The sequence below is a fragment of the Chthoniobacter sp. genome (genome assembly GCF_040003245.1).
Lineage (GTDB): Bacteria > Verrucomicrobiota > Verrucomicrobiia > Chthoniobacterales > Chthoniobacteraceae > Chthoniobacter.
Genome location: NZ_JBDUCX010000369.1, coordinates 1 through 4328, shown reverse-complemented (window position 1 = coordinate 4328; position 4328 = coordinate 1). Strand labels below are relative to the sequence as shown.

Annotated in this window: 5 protein-coding genes and 1 pseudogene; 4 read left to right on the top strand and 2 right to left on the bottom strand. The window is 61.9% G+C overall.

Annotation, left to right across the window (positions count from 1 at the left end; all coding sequences use genetic code 11):
• On the top strand, positions 1-212 hold a 212-nt coding region (locus ABJF10_RS29630; RefSeq protein ID WP_348548209.1), incomplete at its 5' end, for an SH3 domain-containing protein.
• Positions 213-318: 106 nt separating this feature from the next.
• Here ABJF10_RS29630 and ABJF10_RS29625 read toward each other — a convergent pair.
• Positions 319-1128 (bottom strand): cytochrome c, encoded by an 810-nt coding sequence (locus ABJF10_RS29625; RefSeq protein WP_348548208.1) that lies wholly within the window; start codon positions 1126-1128, stop codon positions 319-321.
• A gap of 29 nt (positions 1129-1157) precedes the next feature.
• Complete coding sequence (locus ABJF10_RS29620; protein WP_348548207.1) at positions 1158-2411, bottom strand: hypothetical protein; 1254 nt, start codon at positions 2409-2411, stop codon at positions 1158-1160.
• A 341-nt stretch (positions 2412-2752) separates the two neighbouring features.
• On the opposite strand from ABJF10_RS29620, the gene ABJF10_RS29615 reads away from it, so the two are divergent.
• From ABJF10_RS29615 to ABJF10_RS29605, 3 genes and pseudogenes are all read left to right on the top strand, one after another.
• On the top strand, positions 2753-2986 hold the full coding sequence (locus ABJF10_RS29615; protein ID WP_348548206.1) for a type II toxin-antitoxin system VapB family antitoxin: 234 nt from the start codon (positions 2753-2755) through the stop codon (positions 2984-2986).
• A complete protein-coding gene (locus tag ABJF10_RS29610) occupies positions 2983-3351 on the top strand; it encodes a PIN domain-containing protein (protein ID WP_348548205.1) in 369 nt (122 codons plus the stop codon). The genes ABJF10_RS29615 and ABJF10_RS29610 overlap by 4 nt, the downstream gene beginning before the upstream one ends.
• 235 nt (positions 3352-3586) lie before the next feature.
• Positions 3587-4328 (top strand): annotated as a pseudogene (locus ABJF10_RS29605) (hypothetical protein); the annotation flags it as partial.

Sequence of the window (4328 nt, the reverse complement as noted above, 5' to 3'; positions counted from 1 at the left end):
AGCTGGATCGCGCCGTGATTGTCGCCGCCTCGCCAGCCGGCGCACGCATCGCGCCAGCGGCGAATGCCGCGGTGTCCTTCGAGTTGAAGCCGGGCGAAATCGTCCGCGCGGAAAGTGGCTACGGCACATTCCTCCGCATTCGCACCGCGAGCGGCCAAGGCGGCTGGGTGAGCGCGAGCGAGGTCGAGAAGATCATCCCGGCGAAGAGTTAGCCAGCCGGTCGGGGCATTAACCGCGGCCCCCCACGCGCGGCGGGGACGAGAATGTATTCGTGGGATTCTTCTCACGGATCACTTGAGTCGTCCGCTCAAGTCCCGCCTATTTTCCCGCTCCGGCCTGGAGGAATTTCAGGATTTCCCGAGCCTGGGCGGCGGGAAGGTTAGCCCGGACCCGCATGTGCAGGAGAAGATTCTGCCATTGCGCCGCCGTGTATTCGTTTGAGGCACGGTAGGTATGGCAGCGGTTGCAATTTATCGACCACAACTCGACTCCAGAAAGAGCCCCTGCAGTTTCTGGGACTGCCGCGGGACCTATCGGAAGAGTCGGAGGGAGAGCCGTTGGAAGAACACCCGGGGCAGTTCCTGTTTTCGCCTGCGTTGGCCTGGCCACTTTGGGGGTCGCACCGGGAACGCCGCCGGCGGTCGGAACACCCGTGACGGGTTTCGCGTGATGGCTCCCCGGCCCCAGCGTCCGGATATAGGTGACGAGTTCCCAGCGCTGCTTTTCCGAGAGGGCGGATTTGAATGGAGCCATCGCCCCGCGGCCCTCGCTCAATTTCCAGAACAGCGATCCATCGCTTTCCGCCTCCACCGCCGGAGTCGTGTAATTGGCCGGCTTGGGATTGAGCGCCGCCGCCGCCGGCCCGTCGCCGCGCCCCGTGGCGCCATGACAGGCCGCGCAGGTAGCCGCGTAAGTCTGTTTTCCCGCGGCAGCCGCGGCCGTATTCCCGGCAGATGGATTCCTGATCGCCGCGGCGTCTGCGGGTGCCACCCATGGCGTCGCGGTTTGCGCCTGCGCATGGATGGCGAACGTGATGACCGCCGTTGCGAGGGATGAGACGGTGAAGCGGCGGACGGATTGCATCGGGCCGCTGAGAAGGGCAGTGCTGATTTGGGATGGAGGCATCATGATGTGATTTTGGACGATCAGGTCGCTTTTCAGAATCCGTAGGAGAGTTGGAAGATGAGCGAATTGGACGGCGCGGGATTCGGGCCGTGATTGCCCGTCCATTCATAGTCGCCTTCGAGCCAGAGGGTGTTGCTCAGATAATAGACGGCGCCGACCGTCCCGCGGTTGGTCCGCGTGCCCATCGCGTCGCTCAGCGTATCGTAGCGGCCCATCAATTCGACGTTGTTCAGATACGGCACATCCGGCAGCATGCCGGAGAGCTTGTAGCCGGCCTGCACCCACCAACCATTCGGCTTGATGGTTCCCAAGTCGTCCGTTTCCACCCAAGTGTGGACGTATTCGCCTTTGATCTCCACCGAAGGTCCGAGGTGCATCGCCAGGTCCACGACACCGGCGGTGTATTGTCGGCGGCCGGCGTCATCCCATGAACTCGACATGCCCGAGATGCCGACTTCCAAATCGTGCTGTGCCTTCCATGGATGGAAAAAGGCGATGCGTCCTCCCCAACCCATTCCGCCGTGCAAGTTGGCGGTATCACCAGCGAGGGTGAGGCCCACGTTGCCTCCGGTGTCGAGTTGGCCGGCGTTGCCCGTGCCGTCCACGGAGCCGGGGCCGTTGACTGCAAACGCCGAATAGGTCACGCTCGATCCCTTGTCTCCGACCGGGATGGCGCCCCGCAGTTGCGCGCCGACGCCGGTGCCAGGGAGAATGTCCCGCACCATCGGGTTGTCGGGAATCTTGTTCAGCCAGCCGGCGGATCGCTCACTATAAGTGCCTAGTGGCAGCAGCATGTTGCCGCCCGTGACAGTCACATAGTCATTGAGCAGATAGTCGATCGTCGCGAAGCTCAGATTGACGGTGGTCGTGTAGCCCGATCCGCCGGGCGCGTTGTTTTGAAGGACGAAATCAAAGCCGGCTTCGAAGAGGATGTTCTCGTTGGCGCGGAACAGAAAGATCGGCGCAAAATCGGCGAACGCGAAGGCACCGTGCTTGTGGGCGATCTTGGCGAACTGAACTTCGGCGTCTCCGACGATGGTGAAGCTGTGAGTGGCCAGCGGGCCACCAAGGTCCGTGGCGGCTGGCGCCTCCAACCCAGTGGAAGGAGGCACGAACTGCTTTGCATCGGGAACTTGCTGAGCCGCCGGCAAGGGCGCTTCATCATGTTTGCTTTGCAGGTCTCGGATCTTCGCCTGGTCTTCCTCATGCACCCCCTCAAGAGTCTGCACCTTTTCGGTCAATTTCTGCACGGCCTCCTTGAGGGCGTTGAAGTCTTCGTCACTCACCGCAGCCGTCGCGGATTGTGGACTGCCGGTTCCGATGATGCAGCTTGCAGCAAGTGCCGGAAGAATTCTGAAATAAACGCGCGCTATGGTTTGCATAAGTATGAAAAATTCACCGCTTAACCTCACTCCCGAATGAAGCGTAACAGACTTCCAGTCAGCGCATCCAATCAAAAAACAGATGCGCGACCCGTGGCGAACTGGCGGCTGGCCGGAGCGGTTGGGTGAGCACCAACTAGGTCGAGCGGATCATCCCATCGGCGTCGTAAAACATCGAGCGACGATCGGGTCGAGGATTCCAACGGCGATTGACGGGGATTCTTCGTGAGGGCAGCTTCGGAAGCATGAAGACGACGATTGATATTCCCGAAAAGGAGCTGCGCGATGCCATGCGCTTCACCAAGGCGAAGACCAAGCGCGAGGCGATCGTGAAGGTGCTCGAAGACTTTAATCGGCAGCGACGAATGGCCGAGCTGGTGAAATACAGCGGCACCTGCAAGGACATGATGAGCTTTCATGAACTGATGGAACTGCGCGAGCGCGATCTGCCGAAGTCTGCGCGGCTTTACTCGAAGTGAAGCTCGTCGATACGTCGTCGTGGATCGAGCAGTTGCGCCCGCGCGGAAATGCGGAGGTGCGTCAGCGTGTGGATGCGCTGCTGCGCGGCGGGCAGGCGAGCTGGTGCGCACCGGTGCGGCTGGAACTTTGGATGGGCGTCCGGGGCGATCACGAGAAGACGGTGCCGCGCCGTTACGAGCAGGTGCTTCCCGATCTCGAAATCACGGGCCAAATCTGGGAGGAAGCGTGCGACCTCGCACGCCGGGCGCGGGCGGCGGCGCTCACTTGTCCGTCGCCGGACGTGCTCATCGCCGCATGCGCCCGCCACTACGACATGGAAATCGATGCGGTGGACGGCCACTTCGCAAAACTCATGGCGTTGTGAACCGCCTGCCTGATAGCGGTTCTTAAGGAGCCGTCCGAGTAGGAGGTCGCCAGTCATGCGCCCGGCGCTTGGAAACAGGAGGGGGGGCTTTTCGGTCAGCGAATCCGTGATGATGAACGGGATGACGGCCATTCCTTCACCGTTGTAATGCGCCCGAAAGGCTGGCGCCACCGAAGCGGAGCACTGTGATGAGCAATCTCACAAACACCTTGTCCCACCTGCATTTCCTAAACTCATGAAACCGCTCCACCGCTCCATCGCCTTTACCGCGCTCGGCCTCGCGCTCCTCACCACCGCGCCGCTGTGGGCGCTGCGTCCTTCGCTGCGGCTCGATGCCCCCACGCCGGACGGACAGGTCACGCAGCTCACCGCGCAGCTTCTCGAACAAGGCCAGTTCGCGCGTCGGCGGCTCGACGATTCGATGGCCGCGAAGTTCCTCGACCGCTACATCGACTCGCTCGATCCCTCGCATGAGATCATTTTGCAAAGCGATGCCGCTGAGTTTACTCGCTTCGTCCCGCAGCTTGCCGAGGCCACTCGCGACGCGGGCGACACGCATCCGGCGCGAGTGATTTTCGGCCGCTATCTCCAGCGGCTCGATGAGCGCGCGGCGTTCGTGACGAAGGCGCTGGCGGAGGAGAAATTCGACTTCACCGGGCACGACCGCTATTCCTTCGATCGTGAAAATGCGTCGCGGCCGCGCGATATTGCGGAGGCGCACGAGCTGTGGCGGCAGCGGTTGCGCGCGGATATTTTGCAAGAAAAATTGGCCGTCAAGAAACCCGATCAGTTCGCGCAGACCCTGACCCGGCGCTACGAACGGCAGGTGCAGACAATGCAGAAACTCAGCGCCGGCGCGGTGCTGGAGATTTACCTCGAAGCGCTCGCGCACGTCTATGATCCGCACTCGGACTACATGGGGCGCGAGCAACTGGAGAGCTTCAACATCGCCATGAATCTCTCGCTCGCGGGCATCG

Bases quoted from the DNA above. Each gene is read 5' to 3' on its own strand.
- ABJF10_RS29615 (WP_348548206.1), top strand. From the start codon at position 2,753: ATGAAGACGACGATTGATATTCCCGAAAAGGAGCTGCGCGATGCCATG.
- ABJF10_RS29625 (WP_348548208.1), bottom strand. From the start codon at position 1,128: ATGATGCCTCCATCCCAAATCAGCACTGCCCTTCTCAGCGGCCCGATG.